The sequence below is a fragment of the Gemmobacter nectariphilus DSM 15620 genome, assembly GCF_000429765.1.
Classification (GTDB): domain Bacteria; phylum Pseudomonadota; class Alphaproteobacteria; order Rhodobacterales; family Rhodobacteraceae; genus Wagnerdoeblera; species Wagnerdoeblera nectariphila.
This window is the reverse complement of sequence record NZ_KE386949.1, coordinates 534,038-550,642: the sequence shown is the minus strand read 5'-3', so window position 1 is coordinate 550,642 and position 16,605 is coordinate 534,038. Positions and strand designations below refer to the sequence as shown.

Annotated in this window: 15 protein-coding genes; 13 read left to right on the top strand and 2 right to left on the bottom strand. The window is 66.6% G+C overall.

Annotation, left to right across the window (positions count from 1 at the left end; genetic code table 11):
- The first annotated feature begins 135 nt into the window (after positions 1–135).
- From G481_RS24850 to G481_RS0121355, 5 genes are all read left to right on the top strand, one after another.
- Positions 136–486: a DUF6749 family protein gene (locus G481_RS24850; RefSeq protein WP_154664712.1), complete on the top strand. Its 351-nt coding sequence runs from the start codon at positions 136–138 to the stop codon at positions 484–486.
- Positions 487–590: 104 nt separating this feature from the next.
- Positions 591–1,661, top strand: a complete 1,071-nt coding sequence (locus tag G481_RS0121370) for a DUF6902 family protein (RefSeq protein ID WP_028031814.1) — start codon at positions 591–593, stop codon at positions 1,659–1,661.
- Positions 1,658–2,614: a DMT family transporter gene (locus G481_RS0121365; protein WP_028031813.1), complete on the top strand. Its 957-nt coding sequence runs from the start codon at positions 1,658–1,660 to the stop codon at positions 2,612–2,614. The genes G481_RS0121370 and G481_RS0121365 overlap by 4 nt, the downstream gene beginning before the upstream one ends.
- 66 nt (positions 2,615–2,680) lie before the next feature.
- Positions 2,681–4,051: an aspartate aminotransferase family protein gene (locus G481_RS0121360; RefSeq protein WP_028031812.1), complete on the top strand. Its 1,371-nt coding sequence runs from the start codon at positions 2,681–2,683 to the stop codon at positions 4,049–4,051.
- Between the two features lie 4 nt (positions 4,052–4,055).
- Positions 4,056–5,441, top strand: a complete 1,386-nt coding sequence (locus tag G481_RS0121355) for a glutamine synthetase family protein (RefSeq protein ID WP_028031811.1) — start codon at positions 4,056–4,058, stop codon at positions 5,439–5,441.
- Positions 5,442–5,605: 164 nt separating this feature from the next.
- Here the strand turns inward: G481_RS0121355 and G481_RS0121350 are convergent, their stop codons facing one another.
- Complete coding sequence (locus G481_RS0121350; protein WP_028031810.1) at positions 5,606–6,502, bottom strand: cation diffusion facilitator family transporter; 897 nt, start codon at positions 6,500–6,502, stop codon at positions 5,606–5,608.
- 69 nt (positions 6,503–6,571) lie between these two features.
- Positions 6,572–7,132: an SH3 domain-containing protein gene (locus tag G481_RS0121345; protein ID WP_035026908.1), complete on the bottom strand. Its 561-nt coding sequence runs from the start codon at positions 7,130–7,132 to the stop codon at positions 6,572–6,574.
- Between the two features lie 162 nt (positions 7,133–7,294).
- Here G481_RS0121345 and G481_RS0121340 point away from each other — a divergent pair, with 162 nt between their 5' ends.
- The 8 genes from G481_RS0121340 (at position 7,295) to G481_RS0121305 (ending at position 16,534) form a co-directional block, all read left to right on the top strand.
- Positions 7,295–8,281, top strand: coding sequence for a 2-hydroxyacid dehydrogenase (locus tag G481_RS0121340; protein WP_028031808.1), 987 nt, complete (start codon positions 7,295–7,297; stop codon positions 8,279–8,281).
- Between the two features lie 187 nt (positions 8,282–8,468).
- Complete coding sequence (gene dnaN / locus G481_RS0121335) at positions 8,469–9,587, top strand: DNA polymerase III subunit beta (protein WP_028031807.1); 1,119 nt, start codon at positions 8,469–8,471, stop codon at positions 9,585–9,587.
- A 79-nt stretch (positions 9,588–9,666) separates the two neighbouring features.
- Positions 9,667–10,722 carry a DNA replication/repair protein RecF gene (recF, locus tag G481_RS0121330; protein ID WP_028031806.1) on the top strand — a complete coding sequence of 352 codons (1,056 nt, stop codon included), beginning with the start codon at positions 9,667–9,669 and terminating at the stop codon, positions 10,720–10,722.
- Entirely contained in the window at positions 10,719–11,144 is a 426-nt protein-coding gene (locus tag G481_RS0121325) for a VOC family protein (protein WP_028031805.1), read from the top strand. Before recF ends, G481_RS0121325 begins: the two co-directional genes overlap by 4 nt.
- Positions 11,141–11,761, top strand: coding sequence for a LysE family translocator (locus G481_RS0121320; protein ID WP_028031804.1), 621 nt, complete (start codon positions 11,141–11,143; stop codon positions 11,759–11,761). Before G481_RS0121325 ends, G481_RS0121320 begins: the two co-directional genes overlap by 4 nt.
- An 80-nt stretch (positions 11,762–11,841) precedes the next feature.
- Complete coding sequence (gyrB, locus tag G481_RS0121315) at positions 11,842–14,286, top strand: DNA topoisomerase (ATP-hydrolyzing) subunit B (protein WP_028031803.1); 2,445 nt, start codon at positions 11,842–11,844, stop codon at positions 14,284–14,286.
- Between the two features lie 198 nt (positions 14,287–14,484).
- Positions 14,485–15,606, top strand: coding sequence for a cupin domain-containing protein (locus tag G481_RS0121310; RefSeq protein WP_028031802.1), 1,122 nt, complete (start codon positions 14,485–14,487; stop codon positions 15,604–15,606).
- 7 nt (positions 15,607–15,613) lie between these two features.
- A complete protein-coding gene (locus G481_RS0121305) occupies positions 15,614–16,534 on the top strand; it encodes a fumarylacetoacetate hydrolase family protein (protein ID WP_028031801.1) in 921 nt (306 codons plus the stop codon).
- The last annotated feature ends 71 nt before the right edge of the window (positions 16,535–16,605 follow it).

Genomic DNA, 16,605 nt, shown 5'->3' with positions numbered 1-16,605 from the left:
AATTTTTCTGTTTGAAAAACGCGTAATGGTTGTTAGGCTTTGCTTGCTGCCACTACCACACACTGGGGGAATCAAGTGTTCAACAATCTGAAAATCAAAGAGTATTCGGCTGTTTCGGTTTCGGCTGGGGCAGATATGTTTGCGGGCGATGCGGTCGAAATGTTCTCGTCCGCCTCGATCACCGCGGGCCACGACATGGCTGCCGGGCAATCGGTGGAAATGTTCTCGTCGGCCTCGGCCCCGGTTCCGTTCGGCATGACCGGCGGCAATGCAGTGGAAATGTTCTCCTCGGCCTCCGCGCCCCGCAGCCATGGCATGGCCGGTGGCAATGCGGTGGAAATGTTCTCGTCGGCGTCGTCGCCGGTGGCCTTTGGCACCGAGACGGGCAACGCGGTCGAGATGTTCTCGTCGGCGTCCGCGCCTGCTGCGCATGATCTTGCCCGCGGCGAGGCTGTGCAGATGTTCTCGTCCGCCTCGGACCGCTGAGCGAAGGTTCGGGGCCGTGGGCGGCCTGCCAGCCGCCCGCGCCCCAATCCACGTCTTGCCTGGCCGGCAGGGCTTGCCGTGCTGCCGACGGTCCTGGGGGGATCATGTCGAACATCCTGACACTACCCGATTTTCGCAGGCGCCGTGCGCTGGGTTCTGCGCCTGAACGACTTGTCGATCTGTTTGCGCTGCACAGGCATGGTCAGGGCGATGCGCGCTGGCTCAAGGAAAACGCCGAGGTCCTGCGCCTTCTGGTCGCAACCGGCCAGATGATCGACCCCGAGCTGCTGGGCCGTGCTCATGGCGCCACGGCGCGCGATCTGCCGACGCGGCTGGCGTTCTTTCCGCAGTATTACCGCTTTCTGCTGTCCATCGCGCTTGATCTTGGCGCGCTGGGGATGAACGGGCTGGATGCAGCGGGTCTGGTCGCACGGGCCGTGGCGGATGGTCTGCCGGAATCGGAACTGTCCGATCTTCAGCGGGCCGAGGCTGCGTTGTTCGCGCGCCGTGTCGGGCTGGACTTGCCCGATGATGGGCTGACCGAACGCCTGATGCGCTTTGCCGGGCGTTCCGCAACCTTTGCGCTGCCGAACAAGAAGGCAGCCTATGAACTGACACATATCGCGTTCTATCTGTCCGACTATGGCTGCCATGCGTTCGAAGGCGCCGAAACCTTGCGCGAAAGCCTGGAATTTGCCGGTCTGGTCGCCTGGCTGGAACAGAACACCGACCTGCTGGCCGAGGTCTGCATGGCCCTGCGCTATTGCGGCGCAACGCCCCCGGCCCTTTGGGAAGAGGGGATCGCGGGCGATCTGGCAGAGTTCTACATCGGGCCGATGGATGGTGCTGCGGGCAGTGACGACTATCACGCCTGGCTGATGGCCGCCTGGTCGGCCAGCGTTGCCGGCGGCCAACCGATGGCGGGGCTGTTGCCTGCCGGTGCGCTTGGTTTTGCCGCGCCGCGCCGCCCGTCGGCACTGCATGAACTGTCGGCCGTGCTCCTGGATCTGGACGCCGCGCGCAGCCCGGACTGGTCGGTGATGCGCCGCCGCCTGGCAGCCCGCCTGTCACCGCCCGCGATGGACATCCTTGACCGCGCCGCTGCCTCTACCCACGCCTTCGAGCCCTTCTTTGCCCGCTTCGCACGGGTAGACCGGAAAGGAATTGCCGCATGAGCCGTCGAAACTGGGATATTGCCGTGGTCGTCGGGGTGGGGTTGGTCATGTCCACCACCCTGGTTTCCGCTGCGGCCGATGGTCTGACCAAGCATCTGACCGGCAGCTTTGCGCCGCCGCAGATGTATTTCTTCTGCGGTCTGGTCGTCGCGGGGATGAGCCTGCTGATGAACCGCGCAACGCCGTCGCTGGGGCCGACGGGCAGGCTGGCGACGCGGCACGGCTGGATGCTTGCCTTGCGCTCGGCGCTGGTTCTGGTGTCGGTGGTGTCCTATTACCACGCCTTTGCCCGCCTGCCGCTGGCCGAAGTCTTTGTCTTCATCGGCATGATGCCGCTGCTGGCGGCGATCCTGTCGCGGCCCGTGCTGGGCGAAACCGTGGCCCCTGCGGCCTGGGCGGCGCTTGGGGCGGGGGCCTTTGGCATCCTGTTCCTGTTCCCGCAAGGTCTGGCCGGGATTGGCTGGGGGCATCTGGCTGCCGCGCTGGGGGTCGGGTCGGGCACACTGTCGCTGGTGCTGATGCGCCGCATGACCAAGTCCGAACCCAACACGCTGGCGCAGGTGTTCTGGCCCCATGCCGCCATGGTCGCCGTGATGGGCGCCGCGCTGCCCTTTGTCTGGCAGCCGATGTCGCTGGCCGATGTCGGTCTGGTCGCGGCCTATTCCAGCGCGGTCTTTGCCGCCCGCTGGCTGATGGTGCCCGCGCTGGCCCGGCTGAAGGCGCATGTCGCCATGATGCTGATGAACCTGCAATTCGTCTGGATGGTGGTGATCGGCCGCGTCGCCTTTGGCGAGGTGCCCGAGGCCGGCACCCTTGTCGGGGCCGCCTGCATCATCGGCGCCGGGTGCTTCCTTGTGCTGGAACAGGCCCGCATCCGGGGGGAACTTCCGGCGCGCCGCCCCGTCTCGATCCCTGGGGTTCCGTCCGAGCCGCGCCTGATCCCGGCAGAATGATCGCTGGCGAGGGTGTGGACGCGCCCTTGCCGCAGCGATATGACAGGGAAAACCCTTGGTGGTCCCATGTCCGATCCTGATCTGATCGCAGGCGTGCCAGCTGACCGGCTGGCACGCCTTGCCCTGCGTGAGGCGCGCCGCTTCGCAGCCGCCCGCCCCCTGAGCCAGAAGGCGCTGGCAGACGGCGCGGCGCCCTGGCTGGGCGGTGTGCCGATGCACTGGATGAAGGACTGGCCAATGCCCTTTCCGCTGGTCGTCGCCAGTGCCAAGGGCGCGCGGCTGGAGGATCTGGACGGCTTCGGCATCGACGATTTCTGTCTGGGCGATACCGGCAGCATGTTCGGCCATTCCCCCGCCCCGGTCGCCAGGGCGATCCGCCAGCAGGCGCGGCGCGGCCTGACCTATATGCTGCCGACCGAGGATGCGCTGAAGGCCGGCCGCCTGCTGACCGAGCGGTTCGGGGATTTCCGCTGGCAGATCGCCACCACGGCGACCGACGCCAACCGCTTTGCCCTGCGCGTGGCGCGCGCTGTGACGGGGCGGCGCAAGGTGCTGGTGTTCAACGGCTGCTATCATGGCACGGTCGATGACACGATGGTCGCGCTGGACAACGGGCGCACCGTCAACCGCCCGGGCCTTGTCGGGCAGGTGACGGATCTGTCAGACGTCGCGGTCTCGGTCGAGTTCAACGATATCGCGGCGGTCGAGGCCGCGTTGGCCACCGGGCAGATCGCTGCCGTTCTGACCGAGCCGGTGATGACCAATTCCTGCATGGTGCTGCCGCGCGCGGGGTTCCATGACGGGTTGCGCACCCTGACCCGCCGCTATGGCGCGCTGCTGATCATCGACGAGACGCATACGATTTCCAGCGGTCTGGGCGGCTATACCCGCGTGCATTCCCTGTCGCCCGATATCTTCGTGGTCGGCAAATGCGTGGCCGGCGGGATGCCCACGGCGGTCTGGGGTCTTGGCCCCGATGTGGCGGCGCGGCTGGCTGCCTATGACGAAACCCGCCCGCCGGGCCATTCCGGCATGGGCACCACGCTGTCGGCCAACCCGATGCAGTTTGCCTGCCTGCGCGCCACGCTGTCCGATGTGATGACGCCCAAGGCCTATGCCCGCATGGAAAAGGGCGCCCGGCGGCTGGAACGGGGGCTGGCGGCCGTGATCGCCCGGCACAAGGCGCCCTGGCATGTTGTCCGGGTTGGCGCGCGGGTGGAATTCATCTGCGCCCCCGGCCCCCTGACCAATGGGGCCGAGGCAGCGGCCGCCCACCAGCCCCGGCTGGAGGCTGTCATCCATACCATGCTGCTCAACCGGGGCTGTCTGATCGCCCCGTTCCACAACATGATGCTGGTCAGCCCGGCCACGAAAAAGGCGCAGATCGACCGCCTGATCGCGGCCTTTGACGAAACCCTTTCAGACCTGTTTGCGTGATCCCATGACCACTTCCCCCTCTGGTTCGTCCGTTGCCGAAGCCGAAGCCTTTCTGGCCGCCAATCCCGATATCGAGGCGGTGGACATCGTGCTGCACGATGCCAACGGGATCGGGCGCGGCAAGATCATCCGGCGGCACGAACTGGTGCCGTTCTACCGGGGCGGCCGGCATCTGCCGATTTCCATCCTGGGCCTCGATATCTGCGGCGAGGATGTGCACGAAACCGGCCTGATCTGGGATCAGGGCGATGGCGATCTGCGCGCCTGGCCGATCCCTGGCACGCTGAAACGGCTGCATGGCACCAACCCGGCACGGGCCGAGGTGTTCATGTCGATGTATACGCTGGATGGCCTGCCCATGGGGTCTGACCCGCGCCACGCGCTGGCCCGCAACCTTGCCAAGATGGAGGCCGATGGCCTGCACCCGGCAGGGGCGTTCGAGCTGGAATTCTTCCTGCTGGCCAATGATCGCGATGCAAACGGCAAGGTCCAGCCGGCGCGCGCGGTGCTCGATGGCCGCCCCTCGTCCAAGACAGAGGTCTATTCGGTCGATCACCTGCACGGAATGCAGCCGCTGTTTTCCGATATCTATGCGGCCGCTGAAATCGCCGGGATCCGGGCCGAGACGATGATTTCCGAATATGCCCCCGGCCAGTATGAACTGACGCTGCATTACCGCACCAATGTGCTGGAGGCGGCGGACGATCTGATGCGGCTCAAGCGGATCGTGCGGATGCAGGCGCGGCGGCACGGCGTGACGGCCTGCTTCATGGCCAAGCCGGTGGAACAATATGCCGGGTCGGGGATGCATTTCCACGTCTCGCTGATGACGCCCGAGGGGCGCAACGTCTTTGCCGAGGATCGCCCCGGCCAGTGGTCGCCGACGATCCTGCATGCGATGGGTGGGCTGGTCGAGACGATGGCCGACTCCATGCTGGTCTTTGCCCCCCATGCGAACAGCTGGCGCCGCTTTGCCTCGCAAAGCTATGCGCCGGTCAGCCCGACCTGGGGTGTCAACAACCGGTCGGTGGCGCTGCGAATCCCGGTGGGCGACATTGCCGCGCGGCGGATCGAACATCGCCCGGCGGGGGTGGATGCGAACCCCTATCTGGTGGGTGCCACGGTGCTGGCAGGCATCCGCCACGGCCTGACCCACAAGGTCGATCCTGGCCCCGAAACCACCGGCAACGGCTATGATGCACCCGGATCCGACCGCATTCCCCGCGACTGGCGCGAGGCGATCCGGGCGGCCGAAGGGTCGGCCTTTCTGCGCCATGCCTTGGGCGAGGAAATGCACCGCACCTTCTGTGCCATCAAGGCCGCCGAACATGCGCGCGTTGCCCGCACCATCCCCGATGTGGATTACGATCTGTATCTGCACACGGTCTGAACCAGCAGGCCCGCCGGCAACCCGGCGGGCTGGTCCGGCCATTCGCACATTGGGGAAGGTGCCGAAAGACTCGGCGGCCAGGCTGTTCTTCCTGTCTCAAGGCCGCATTCGGCAGGCGGCCGTCTCTATCCGGATGGCCATGCGCGGATGAGGGCAATTTTCGCTCAGGGTGCGGCGGGGGCCTTTCTGGCCACATCCTTGTGGATGATGACATCCGCCTGCGGATAGGCCGCGATGATGGCGCGGCGCAGGGCGGCGCCGATGTCATGGGCCTCGCGCAAGGGCTGGTCGCCATCCAGCTCGATATGCAGGTGGACAAACACCCGGCTGCCGGCGGTGCGGGTCTTGAGGTCATGCCAGCCGCGCACGCCGGGCCAGCTGTCGGCAATGCGGGCGATGCCGTCCAGAATGTCGGGGTCGGCCCGGCGATCCATCAGCGCATCCCAGGCGCCGCGCCCGATCGACCAGGCGCCGCGGGCCAGCACGGCCGCCGCCAGCAGCGCGACGACCGCATCAAGCTGCCACAGCCCCCAGAGATGCGAGGCGACCAGCGCCAGGATTGACCCGACGGCCGGCAGAAGATCGGCAATATAATGCAGCCGGTCCGCCGCGATCACCCGGTTTCCGGTGCGCCGTGCGACCCAGCCCTGCCAGATCACCAGGGCCGCCGTGAAGGCCATCGAGATCACCATGGCCACGATGCCCGCGCCTTCGCTGGCCAGGTGCGGCGGGGTGCTGGCCAGCAATCGCGTGACAGCCGAAGTGACCAGCCCGACCGCTGCCCCGATCAGGAACAGCGACTGGACAAAGGCGCTCAGATCCTCGGCCGAGGTATGGCCGAAGGCGTGGTCGTCATCTGGCGGGCGGGCTGCGTAATGCACGGCCAGCATGGCGCCGGCCGACATGAACAGATCCATGGTCGAATCCGCCAGCGAGGCGGCAATCGACAGGGCCCCCGTTGCCCAGAACGCCCAGAGCTTGACCCCGATCAGCGCAATGGCCACGCCGACCGAGGCGCGGGCCGCAGACAGGTTCAGGCGGTGACTATCGGAATCGGACATGACGGAAGCCTCGAAGTGGGCGGCCCTGATGCCAGTTCGGCCCGCAGGGGGCAAGGCCCCCCGACGGGGTCAGTCGAAGGTCTCGCCCGGCTCGACGCCCCACATGGCGGACTTGGGCATCCATCCGCGCGTGCCATCGGCCGAAACGCGGCACCAGTCGGGCTGGCATTCCAGCAGCCGGGCAATGACACCGTTCTGCGCCCGCGCGACGACCGTTGCCCCGGCCTCGGGCGAGGCGCGCAGCTCGGCCATGTCCTGGGTCACGATCGCGGTGCGCGTGGGCGACAGCAGCGCATAGTGCATCCAGCCGCCCGCGCCTTCGGAATCCTCGACCCGGCGCCAGTTTTCATATTCGGCGGTCACTTTCAGCGGCAGGCCGGGGCGCTTGTAGACCCAGTCGACGCGGTGATCCTGGCCAGGGCCACGGCGGGCGCGGGCCTCGCTGCCCTTGACCGAGACATAGCGCGGCAGCGGCCGGCGGGTCACGCAGCCGATGCCCGGCGGGCAGTCCTTCTGCCCGCTGCGGGTGACGCCGGAGGTCTCTTCGCCCTCGCTGGTCTGGGCTGGTGCGCTGCCGCTCAGGGCCAGCGTCGCGGCCGCCAATCCCAGCGCGAATATCGCCTGACGCATCTGTTTGCCTGTCCTTGCGGCGTCTTGCGCCACCGCTTGCTGGGTCGCGCGGTCTTTTTGCCGCGTCGCTGCTGTTGCGGGCGAGCGGGTGCTTGTGCCCGGCGCGCGCTTGCGCCACCTTGCCAAAACAGGCGGCGATTTGGAAGTGCAGGGAGGTATCACATGCCCGCGAAAAGGCTGAGTGTTGTCGTGACGCGACGGTTGCCCGAGGCGGTCGAGACCCGGATGACCGAACTGTTCGACGTGACGCTGCGCGACCCTGACACGCGGATGAGCCGTGACGAGCTGGCCGCCGCGATGCGCGCCGCCGATGTGCTGGTGCCCTGCGTGACCGACCAGATCGACGCCAATCTGCTGGCGCAGGCGGGCGATCGGCTGCGGCTGATCGCCAACTATGGCGCCGGGGTCGATCATATCGACGTGGCGACGGCGCGGCAGCGCGGGATTCTGGTGTCCAACACGCCGGGCGTTCTGTCGGACGATACTGCAGACATGGCCATGGCGCTGATTCTGGGCGTCTTGCGCAAGGTTCCCGAAGGCATCAGCGAGATGATGGGCGGCAACTGGCAAGGCTGGTCGCCGATGGCGCATCTGGGGCACCGCGTGGGCGGTCGACGGCTGGGCATTCTGGGCATGGGCCGCATCGGTCTGGCCGTTGCCCGCCGCGCGCGCGCCTTTGGCATGCAGATCCATTATCACAACCGCCGCCGCCTGCGCCCCGAGGTCGAGGGCGAGGTCGAGGCGACATTCTGGGAAAGCCTGGACCAGATGCTGGCGCGGGTCGATGTTCTGTCGATCAACTGCCCGCACACGCCTTCGACCTTCCATCTGCTCAATGCCCGGCGGCTGAAGCTGATGAAGCCCTCGGCGGTGATCGTGAACACCTCGCGCGGCGAGGTGATCGACGAAAACGCGCTGGTGCGCGCGCTGAAGGGGGGCGAGCTGGCCGGGGCAGGGCTGGACGTCTATGAACACGGCGCCGAGATCAACCCCGTGCTGCGCGAGCTGCCGAACGTGGTGCTGCTGCCGCATATGGGCTCGGCCACCATCGAGGGCCGGATCGAGATGGGCGAGAAGGTGATCCTCAACATCAAGACCTTTGCCGATGGGCACCGCCCGCCGGATCAGGTGGTGCCGGGGATGATGTAAGGGGGCGGCCGCCCGCGCGTCACAAGGGCGCAGGGCGGCCCGCAGCCACCCAAGCCGCGCGCCGGACGTCTTGCAGGGGTCTTTCGCGGCGCTTTGTGCCGCCAACCCCCTTGTCTGTCGCAGGAAACCGGGTAGTTTCGTGGCCCCGGGGGCTGCCGCCCGGCGGGCAAGAACACAGGGGGTTCGGATGAAGTTCAGCATCGAGCGCGCGACGCTTCTGAAAGCCGTGGCGCAGGCCCAGTCGGTGGTCGAGCGGCGCAACACGATTCCGATCCTTGCGAATGTGCTGATCGAGGCCGAAGGGGCGGGCGTGTCGTTCCGCGCCACCGATCTGGATATCGAGGTGGTGGACAAGGCCGCCGCCCAGGTCGAACGCCCGGGCGCGACCACGGTTTCGGCCGTCATGCTGCATGAAATCGTGCGCAAGCTGCCCGATGGCGCGCTGGTCACGCTGACGGACGAGGCGGCAAGCGGCCGTCTGGTGATCGAGGCGGGGCGTTCCACCTTCAATCTTGCGACGCTGCCGCGCGAGGATTTCCCGGTCATGGCGTCGTCGGAATATGTCTCGAACTTCTCGGCCCCTGCGCCGGTGCTGCGCCGGCTGTTCGACAAGGCGAAATTCGCGATTTCCACCGAAGAGACGCGCTATTACCTGAACGGCGTCTACATGCACACCGCACAGGGCGACGAAGGCCCGGTGCTGCGCTGCGTGGCGACCGACGGGCACCGGCTGGCGCGCATCGACGCGCCGCTGCCCGACGGCGCGACCGGAATGCCGGGCGTGATCGTGCCGCGCAAGACGGTGGGCGAGCTGCGCAAGCTGCTGGATGACGACGAGGCGCAGATCGCCGTGTCGGTTTCCGAAACCAAGGTGCGCTTTGCCACGCCGACGATCACCCTGACCTCGAAGGTGATCGACGGGACGTTCCCCGACTATACCCGCGTGATCCCGGTCGGCAATTCGCGCCGGCTGGAGGTTGACGCCGGCGATTTCGCCAAGGCGGTGGATCGCGTGGCGACGGTGTCGTCCGAGCGCAGCCGGGCGGTGAAGCTGAGCCTTGACGAGGACCGTCTGGTCCTGTCGGTCAACGCCCCGGATTCGGGTGCAGCCGAGGAAGAGCTGGTCGTCGCCTATGGCGATGAGCGGCTGGAGATCGGGTTCAACGCGAAATACCTGCTGGAAATCGCCAGCCAGGTTGACCGCGAGAATGCGGTGTTCCTGTTCAACTCCTCGGGCGATCCGACCTTGATGCGCGAAGGGAACGACATGTCGGCGGTCTATGTCGTCATGCCGATGCGCGTGTGACGGATGTGGAACCGGGGGTTTCACACCCCCGGGCCCCCGTGGGGTATTTGCAAAAAGGCAAAGTGGACGAGGCCGCGGGATGCTGAGCATGTTGCGGCTGGCCATGTTCCGCAGCCACAGGGCCTTGCGGCTGGAGTTTGACGGCCGGCCCGTGGCGATCTGGGGGCCGAACGGGGCAGGCAAGACCAATATCCTTGAAGCGATTTCGCTGCTGTCGCCGGGGCGTGGTCTGCGCCGCGCTGCTGCCGAGGACATCGGGCGGCGCCCCGATGCGGCGGGCTGGAAGGTGGCGGCCATCGTCGAGGGCCACGAGGTCGAGACCTGGGCCGAGGGCGCCGGCCGTCAGGTAAAGATTGACGGCAAGGCCGCAACGCAGGCGGCGATGGGCGCGCTGGCGCGGGTGGTCTGGCTGGTGCCCGCCATGGACCGGCTGTGGATCGAGGCCCCCGAGGGGCGTCGGCGGTTTCTGGACCGGCTGGTCCTGAGCTTGCATGCCGGTCACGCCGAGGCCGCGCTGGACTATGAGCGCGCCATGCGCGAGCGCAACCGGCTGCTGAAGGATCAGGTGCAGGACGCGGCCTGGTATGGCGCCATCGAGGCGCGGATGGTCGAGGCCGGCGCGCGGATCACCGAGGCGCGGCGCGATGTGGTGGCGCGGTTGCAGTCGGCGCAGGTTGATGGTGCCTTTCCTGCTGCCATGCTGGAGCTGGACGCGGGCGAGGGGGCGGACGATCTGGCCGCCGCGCTGGTGGCGGGGCGGCGCCGGGACATGGCGGCGGGGCGCAGCCTGTCGGGCCCGCACCGGGCCGATCTGCGGGCCGTCTGGGCCGCCAAGTCGATGCCCGCCGCGCAATGTTCCACCGGCGAGCAGAAGGCGCTGCTGATCTCGCTGATCCTGGCCAGCGCCCGGATTGCGGCCGAGGATCTGGGGCGCCCGCCGCTGATCTTGCTGGACGAGGTTGCAGCGCATCTTGACCCTGGCCGCCGGGCGGCGCTGTATGACGAAATCTGCGCGCTGGGGGCTCAGGCCTTTCTGACCGGGACCGAGGCAGGGCTGTTCGAGACATTGGGCGCAAGGGCGCAGGGTTTTGCCGTTGCCGAAAGCGGCGGTGTTTCAGAGGTGATCGCGGCATGACCCCGCAACGTGTGACACTGACAACCCTTGGTGTGGCCGATCTGGCCGCCGCGCGGGCGTTCTATGCCCGGCTTGGCTGGGTTGAACATGGCCAAAGCCAGCCGGGGGTTGCGTTCTTTCAGATGCAGGGGGCCGTGCTGGCGCTGTTCGGGCTGGCCGATCTGGCGGCGGATCAGGGCCGGCCTGGGGCGACGCTGGGCACCGGCGCCGTGACGCTGGCGCAGAACTTTGCCACCGAGGCCGAGGTGGACGCCGCCTTTGCCGCCGCGCTGGCGGCGGGGGCGAGTGCGCTGAAACGGCCGGAAAAAGTGTTCTGGGGCGGCTATTCCGGCTATTGGGCCGACCCGGATGGCCATGTCTGGGAGGTGGCGATGAACCCCTTCTGGCCGCTGTCCGAAGACGGGAGTCTGACCCTGCCATGACCGTGACGCTTGGTGAACTTGCCCTCTATGCCCTGGGCATGGCGGGTCTTTGGGCGGTGCCCGGCCCGGTCTGGGTGGCGCTGACGGCGCGGGCGCTGTCGGGGGGCATGGCGGCGGCCTGGCCGCTGGCGGTGGGCGTGGCGCTGGGCGATCTGCTGTGGCCGCTGTGTGCCATTCTGGGGCTGGCCTGGGTGCTGTCGCTGTATGGCGATGCGCTGACCGTGCTGCGCTGGATTGCGGCGGGGGTGTTCATCGTGATGGGCATCTTGCTGATCCGCAAGCCGGCGGCCGCGCCGGGCACCGACAGCCGCATGACGCGGCCCGGTATCTGGGCCGGCTTTTCGGTGGGCGTGGCGGCGGTGATCGGCAACCCCAAGGCGATCCTGTTCTACATGGGCTTTCTGCCGGGGTTCTTCGATCTGTCCCGGGTGACGGTGCCGGATATTGCCGCGATCCTGGTGATCTCGGCCATCGTGCCGATGCTGGGGAACCTGTGCCTTGCGCTGTTCCTGGACCGCGCGCGGCGGCTGCTGTCGAGCCCGCAGGCCGTGCGGCGGCTGAATGTCGGGTCGGGCGTCCTGCTGGTTCTGGTCGGGCTGGTCATTCCCTTTACATGAGGCGGAAAAGCGCGCCCAAGGCGTGACAATCCCGCCCCCCGCAGCTATAACCTGCGGGCAACGTGAAGGGTAAGGCAGGCATGGCCGAAGCAGCACGGAAGGCCGACGAATACGGCGCCGATTCCATCAAGGTTCTCAAGGGGTTGGAGGCGGTCCGCAAACGTCCCGGCATGTACATCGGCGACACCGACGATGGCAGCGGCCTGCATCACATGGTCTATGAGGTCGTGGACAACGGCATCGACGAGGCGCTGGCCGGCCATGCGACCGCGGTGACGGTCAAGATCCATGCCGATTCCAGCGTTTCCGTGCGTGACAACGGGCGCGGGATCCCGATCGACATTCATGCCGAGGAAGGCGTCTCGGCGGCCGAGGTCATCATGACCCAGCTGCACGCCGGCGGCAAATTCAACAACACCGACGAAGGCGGCAACGCCTACAAGGTCTCGGGCGGTCTGCACGGGGTGGGCGTTTCGGTCGTCAACGCGCTGTCGGAATGGCTGGAGCTGCGGGTCTGGCGCAACGATACCGAATACCGCGCCCGGTTCGAGCATGGCGAATGCGTTGTCCATGTCCATCCGGTCGGTCCTGCGCCGGGCGAGCGGGGGACCGAGGTGAGGTTCATGGCCTCGGCCAAGACGAACCGGCCGGATGGCACCTTCTCGAACCTCGATTACAGCTTCAAGACGCTGGAAACGCGGCTGCGGGAACTGGCGTTCCTGAATTCCGGCGTGCGCATCATCATTGAAGATGAGCGCCCGGCCGAACCCCTGCGGACCGAGCTGTTCTATGACGGCGGGGTCAAGGAATTCGTCAAATACCTTGACCGATCCAAGACGGCGGTGATGGCTGAACCGATCTATATGGTCGGGGAAAAGAACGGCATCGGCGTGGAAATCGCCATGTGGTGGAACGACAGCTACCACGAAAACGTGCTGCCGTTCACCAACAACATTCCCCAGCGCGATGGCGGCACCCACCTTGCCGGGTTCCGCGGCGCGCTGACGCGCACGATCAACAGCTATGCCCAGACCAGCGGCATCGCCAAGCGCGAGAAGGTGGATTTCACCGGCGACGACGCGCGCGAAGGGCTGACCTGCGTTCTGTCGGTCAAGGTGCCGGATCCGAAATTCTCGAGCCAGACCAAGGACAAGCTGGTCTCATCCGAGGTGCGCCCGGCGGTCGAGAACCTTGTCAACGAAAAGCTGGCCGAATGGTTCGAGGAAAACCCCGGCCCGGCCAAATCCATCGTCGGCAAGATCATCGAGGCCGCACTGGCGCGCGAGGCCGCCCGCAAGGCACGCGAGCTGACGCGTCGCAAGACGGCGCTGGATGTGGCGTCGCTGCCGGGCAAGCTGGCCGATTGCCAGGAACGCGATCCGTCGAAATCCGAGCTGTTCCTGGTCGAGGGTGACTCGGCCGGCGGGTCGGCCAAGCAGGGCCGGTCGCGCGCCAATCAGGCCGTGCTGCCGCTGCGCGGCAAGATCCTGAACGTGGAACGCGCCCGGTTCGACAAGATGCTGTCCAGCGCGGAAATCGGCACGCTGATCACCGCGCTTGGCACCGGGATCGGCCGGGACGAATTCGACATCGGCAAGCTGCGCTACCACAAGGTCGTCATCATGACCGATGCCGACGTCGATGGCGCGCATATCCGCACGCTGCTGCTGACGTTCTTCTTCCGGCAGATGCCGCAGCTGATCGAAGGCGGGTATCTCTATATCGCGCAGCCACCGCTGTATAAGGTGTCGCGTGGCAAGTCCGAGGTTTACCTCAAGGATCAGGCGGCGCTGGACGATTACCTGATCGCGCAGGGCACCGAAGGCGCGGTGCTGCGTCTGGGATCGGGCGAAGAGATTGCGGGCGCCGATCTGGGCCGGGTCATCGAAGGCGCGCGGCAGTTCCGCCGCATCCTTGATGCCTTCCCCACGCATTACCCGCGCGCGATCCTGGAACAGGCGGCGATTGCCGGTGCCTTTGATGCCGGGCAGACCGATCTGCAGGCGGTGGCCGACAAGGTCGCCGCGCGCCTCGATGCGGTGGCGGTGGAATACGAACGCGGCTGGCAAGGGCGCATCACCCAGGATCAGGGCATCCGCCTGGCCCGCGTGCTGCGCGGGGTCGAGGAGATCCGCACCCTGGACGGCGCGGTCCTGCGCTCTGGCGAGGCGCGGCGCCTGGCGCAGGTCGCCAGCACGACGCGCGACGCCTATGTCAGCGGCAGCCGTCTGGTGCGCAAGGAGCGGGAAGTCCCGGTGAACGGGCCGACCGACCTGCTCAAGGCCATCCTGTCCGAGGGCGAAAAGGGCCTGTCGCTGCAACGCTACAAGGGCCTGGGCGAGATGAACCCCGAACAGCTGTGGGAAACTACGCTGGACCCCGAGGCGCGGACCTTCCTGCAGGTGCGCATCGACGATGTGGCCGAGGCGGATGACATCTTCACCAAGCTGATGGGCGATGTGGTCGAACCGCGGCGCGAGTTCATCCAGCAAAACGCCCTGAGCGTCGAGAATCTGGATTTCTGAGGTCGGCGTCAGCCGGTCGCGAAGGGGGGCCTTGCCCCCCTTTTTGCTGTCTGGCCAGGCGTTGGTGGCGCGCCTGCCCCCCAGGATATTTGGAACAAGGCGAAATGCTGCATCGCCGCGCGCAATATTTTCGAAAATCCTGTTGCATTCGGGGCAGTCGAGTCGCACACTCGGCCCGATCCCACCATGGAGGACCAGATGGCACGCCCGCATGAGAACCACCGCGAGGATGTGGCCGGTCGCGCGAACGTCGAAGACACGCCCGAGCTGCTGGCATATTACAACGATCTCGACCGTTTCGGCGCCGGCGCGCTGTGGACGGTGGCGAACAAGATCGAACCTTGGGAGCCGCAATCCTCGTCCGTGCCGATGCTGTGGCGCTGGAACGAATTGCGCGAGCCGGTGCTGCGGTCGGTCGATCTGGTGACGCCGGAAAAGGCAGGGCGCCGGGTGATCTATCTGCGCAATCCGGGGCGTGACGATGTGGCGGCGGCTGTCGGCTGGATCTACTCGGGCCTTCAGGTGATGAACCCTGGCGAGGCGGCATCGGCGCACCGCCATTCGGCCAGCGCGATCCGTTTCATCCTGGAAGGCGCGGGCGCCTATACCGTGGTCGATGGCCACAAGATGACGCTGGGCCGCAACGATTTCGTGCTGACCCCGAACGGCACCTGGCATGAACATGCCGTGGCGGCCGAGGGCAGCCCGTGCATCTGGCAGGATTGCCTGGACATTCCCTTTGTCAATGCAATGGAGGCGAATTTCTACGAAGTTCACCCCGATCTGACCCAGGCCGTTGGCTATGCGGTCGATGACATGACCAAGACCTGGGGCAATCCGGGCCTGACGCCGGGCGGCGGCGACTGGACCAAGGGCTATAGCCCGATGTTCAAATACGAATGGGAACCGACCTACGAGGCGCTGGCGCGCTATGCGGCCTGCACCGATGGATCACCCTTTGACGGGGTGCTGATGGAATACGTCAACCCCACCACCAATGGCCCGGTGATGCGCACCATGGGTGCCAGCATGCAGATGCTACGCCCCGGTGAACATACCAAGGCGCATCGCCATACCGGCAGCTATCTGTATACGGTCGCCAAGGGGTCGGGCCATTCGATCATCAACGGCAAGCGCTTTGACTGGTCCGAGCGTGACATTTTCTGCGTGCCCTCGTGGGCCTGGCACGAACATGTCAACGGCTCGGCCACCGAGGATGCCTGCCTGTTCTGTCTGAGCGATCTGCCGGTGATGCGTGCCCTGGGCCTGTATCGCGAACAGGCGTTTGGCGAAAACGGCGGCTATCAGCCCATCAAGTGAGGACTGCATGAAACTTGTCACCTTCCGCGCCGGGGTCGAAGCCCCGGCCCGTCTTGGCGTGATCGCCGATGATCTGGTCGTCGATGTTGCCAGCCTTGGCGCGGCCTTCGATGAAGCGCTGCCCGATTCGATGCTGGGCCTGATCGACCTGGGCCGCCCGGGGCTCGAGGCGCTGGCCTCGCTGATGGACGATTGCGACGGGCATTTCCCGCCCGGAACGGCCGTCGCGCTGAAAAACGTCAAGCTGCTGGCGCCGATCCCGCGCCCGCGCAAGAATATCTTCGGCATCGGGCTGAACTACCTGGACCACGTTGCCGAAAGCTCGACCGCGCTGGATACCGCGCCTGATCTGCCGAAGCAGCCGGTCGTGTTTTCCAAGCCGCCGACCACGGTGATCGGGCCGGGCGAGCCGATCCGTCATAACAAGGCCATCACCCAGCAGCTTGACTGGGAGGTCGAACTGGCGGTCATCATCGGCACCACGGCAACCCGCGTCGACCGCGCCGAGGCGCTGGATCATGTGTTTGGGTATTCTGTGATCATCGACGTGTCGGCCCGCGACAACCGCCGCGCCGGGCAGTGGATCTTTTCCAAGGGCATGGACAGCTATGCGCCCTTTGGTCCCTGCATCGTGACCGCCGACGAAATCCCCGATCCGCAGGTGCTGGATCTGTGGCTGACGATCAACGGCGTCGAAAAGCAGCGCTCCAACACGGCCAAGATGTTGTTCAAGGTCGATGAGCTGATCGCCGATCTGTCCAGCGGCATCACGCTGGAGCCGGGCGACATCATCGCCACCGGCACGCCCGAAGGGGTTGGTGCGGGCCGCAAGCCGCAGGAATGGATGTGGCCGGGCGATACCGTGGTCGCCTGTGTCGAAGGCATCGGCACCATCCGCCATCCGGTGATTGACGCCACGATGGGTTGACGGCGCCCCGGCCGCCCTTTCATCTGTCCTCAAATATCCCACGGGGGTCCGGGGGTGTGAAACCCCCGGTC